Origin of the sequence: Henriciella sp. (assembly GCF_049649345.1) — a bacterium.
Classification (GTDB): Bacteria; Pseudomonadota; Alphaproteobacteria; order Caulobacterales; family Hyphomonadaceae; genus Henriciella.
Genome location: NZ_JBARZC010000467.1, coordinates 1 through 2740 on the forward strand (window position 1 = coordinate 1; position 2740 = coordinate 2740).

General features: G+C 61.0%; 7 protein-coding genes. All 7 read right to left on the reverse strand.

All coding sequences use genetic code 11. The features are described from left to right. Positions 1 to 54: 54 nt before the first annotated feature. Complete coding sequence (gene rpsN / locus WA989_RS12850; protein WP_424340888.1) at positions 55 to 360, reverse strand: 30S ribosomal protein S14; 306 nt, start codon at positions 358 to 360, stop codon at positions 55 to 57. 14 nt (positions 361 to 374) lie between these two features. Continuing rightward, entirely contained in the window at positions 375 to 935 is a 561-nt protein-coding gene (rplE, locus tag WA989_RS12855) for a 50S ribosomal protein L5 (RefSeq protein WP_424340889.1), read from the reverse strand. Further along, positions 935 to 1240, reverse strand: coding sequence for a 50S ribosomal protein L24 (rplX, locus tag WA989_RS12860; protein ID WP_424340890.1), 306 nt, complete (start codon positions 1238 to 1240; stop codon positions 935 to 937). The genes rplE and rplX overlap by 1 nt, the downstream gene beginning before the upstream one ends. Further along, positions 1240 to 1608 carry a 50S ribosomal protein L14 gene (gene rplN, locus WA989_RS12865; RefSeq protein WP_108894819.1) on the reverse strand — a complete coding sequence of 123 codons (369 nt, stop codon included), beginning with the start codon at positions 1606 to 1608 and terminating at the stop codon, positions 1240 to 1242. The genes rplX and rplN overlap by 1 nt, the downstream gene beginning before the upstream one ends. 81 nt (positions 1609 to 1689) lie before the next feature. Then, positions 1690 to 1938 carry a 30S ribosomal protein S17 gene (gene rpsQ / locus WA989_RS12870; RefSeq protein ID WP_424340891.1) on the reverse strand — a complete coding sequence of 83 codons (249 nt, stop codon included), beginning with the start codon at positions 1936 to 1938 and terminating at the stop codon, positions 1690 to 1692. A gap of 4 nt (positions 1939 to 1942) precedes the next feature. Continuing rightward, positions 1943 to 2158, reverse strand: coding sequence for a 50S ribosomal protein L29 (gene rpmC / locus WA989_RS12875; RefSeq protein ID WP_424340892.1), 216 nt, complete (start codon positions 2156 to 2158; stop codon positions 1943 to 1945). Positions 2159 to 2341: 183 nt separating this feature from the next. After that, a partial coding sequence (locus WA989_RS12880) for a VPLPA-CTERM sorting domain-containing protein (RefSeq protein WP_424340893.1) occupies positions 2342 to 2740 on the reverse strand: 399 nt, incomplete at its 5' end.

Sequence of the window (2740 nt, forward strand, 5' to 3'; positions counted from 1 at the left end):
TGCGGATGCGGGTCAGCATATCGCCGAGAGGATCGTTCATTTATCTATCCTCCTTTACCAGCTCGACTTCACGAGACCGGGGATCTGGCCTTGCGAGCCCAGTTCCCGCAGCGCGATCCGGCTCATCTTCAGCTTACGGTAGTAAGCGTGCGGACGACCGGTCAGCTGACAACGGTTGTGCAGACGGGTTGCGGACGAATTGCGCGGCAGTTTGGCGAGCTTGAGCTGCGCCTTGAACCGCTCTTCCATCGGTTTGCTTTCATCACGCGCGATAGATTTCAGCTCGGCACGCTTGGCGGCATACTTCTCCACCAGCGCCTGACGCTTCTTCTCGCGCTCGATCATTGCTTTCTTGGCCATGATATCCTCCAGGCTCAGCTGCTGAACGGCATGTTGAAATGCTTCAACAGCGCCTTGGCTTCCGCGTCGGTCGCGGCGGTGGTGACGATGATGACGTCCATGCCCCAGACTTCGTCCACCTGGTCGAAGTTGATCTCGGGGAAGACGATGTGCTCCTTGATGCCCATGGCGAAGTTGCCACGGCCGTCGAAGGACGGCTTCACGCCGCGGAAGTCACGCACGCGCGGCAGCGCGATGGTGATGAAGCGGTCGAGGAAGTCGTACATACGATCGCCGCGCAGGGTGACTTTCGCCCCCAGCGGCATGTCCTCGCGGACACGGAAACCGGCGATCGACTTCTTGGCCTTGGTCACGACGGCCTGCTGGCCGGCGAGCTTGGTCAGGTCATCCTGGGCCGACTTGGCTTTCTTGGAGTCGCGCACCGCCTCGGAACCCGCACCGATGTTCAGCACGATCTTCTCGAGACGCGGGATCTGCATGTCGTTCTTGTAGGAAAATTCTTCCTTCAGAGCGGGGCGGATCGTGTCGCGGAACTGCTGGCGCAGGCGGGGGACGTAGTTGGTTTCGTCAAGCATCAGATCACGTCTCCCGTGGTCTTGGCGACGCGCACCTTCTTGCCGTCTTCCATGCGGAAGCCGACGCGGGTGGCCTTGCCGTTGGCATCGAGCAGCGCGAGGTTCGACAGATCGATAGGCATCGCCTTCGGCGTTCGCCCGCCCTGCTGGTTCTGGGACTGGCGAACGTGGCGGATGGCCATGTTCACGCCATCGACGACGGCCTTGCCGGCCTTGGGGTCGACGGACGTGATCTCGCCCTGCGAGCCCTTGTCCTTGCCCGCGAGCACGACGACCTTGTCGCCCTTCTTAAGCTTGGCAGCCATCAGAGCACCTCCGGAGCGAGCGAGATGATCTTCATGTAGTTCTTCGCACGCAGCTCGCGGACCACCGGTCCGAAGATACGCGTGCCGATCGGCTCGCCGTTGTTGTTGAGGATCACCGCGGCGTTGCGGTCGAAGCGAATGGCGGTGCCATCCTCGCGACGCACTTCCTTGGCGGTGCGGACGACGACGGCCTTGCGCACGTCGCCCTTCTTGACGCGCCCGCGCGGAATGGCCTCTTTCACCGAGACGACGATGACGTCGCCCACAGAGGCATATTTCCGCTTCGAGCCGCCGAGGACCTTGATGCACTGAACTTTCCGGGCACCGGAATTGTCAGCCACATCCAGATTGGTCTGCATCTGGATCATGTAGGTTACTCCCGACCTTTGGGGGGTGTTCTCATTATCGCCCCCAGGGTTTCGATATGTTGGGCTGTCGGCCCGCCGATGTTACTCGGCGGCGACCTCGTCAGAGATCACGACTTCCCAGCGTTTGGTTTTCGACTTCGGGGCGCATTCCTGGATGCGCACCTTGTCGCCCACGTTGAACGTGTCGTTCTCGTCGTGGGCGCGGTATTTCTTCGACTTCCGGATCGTCTTCTTGAGGATCGGATGCGTGAAGCGACGCTCGACCGACACGGTGACGGTCTGGGCGTTCTGGTTCGAGGTGACGGTGCCGGAGAGGATACGCTTGGGCATGGACTCAGGCCTCCGCTTGGGCAGCCGAGGCCGCCTTTTCGTTCAGGATCGTCTTGACCCGAGCGACGTCGCGACGGACGGTCCGCATGCGGGCGGTATTCTCGAGCTGGCTCGTGGCCGCTTGAAAGCGCAGGTTGAACTGCTCTTTCTTCAGCTGGCCAAGCTGGTCGCGCAGCTCGTCGGGCGTTTTGTCACGCAGTTCTTTGGCGTCGAGCGCCATGGCAGTCTCCTTCGCAACATCACCGGAGGGCCGCCCGAAGACGTCACCCTGATTCCCGGTGGAGGTGGATGAGGGGGCCGTATAGTCGGGGATCCATTCACTGGCAACCCCCGGCCGCATGCCCTGTGCCGAAAGAAAAAAGGCGACCCGAGGGCCGCCTTTCCATGTCTGTTATCGCTGAAGTTACGCCTTGCGCTTCTTGCGAGCGGCAGCGAATGCGCCGAGACCGCCAAGAAGCAGCAGACCACCCGCCGGAAGCGGAACCGCAGCCGCCGTGGTGAAGAAGTCAACGTCGTTACCGAACTGACCCGCGTTCCCCGTCAGGGTGAACGACAGCCGATCGCCGGACATCAGAGAAAGCTCAAGTCCGCCGTTCGCAGTCGGATTGCCGGTACCATTCTGACGGCTAAGCGAAATTGCACCCATGAAGGAACCGTTGACACTGTAGTTGATCGCAATGTCATTGGTCGGGAAATTCGCGTTCTCGAAGAACGGGTTGATCGTGATCGACGTGGAAGTTTTGATAGCTTCACCCGCTGTACAGCCAACGGTTTCCCCGTCGAAGCTGTCTCCGCTATCGAG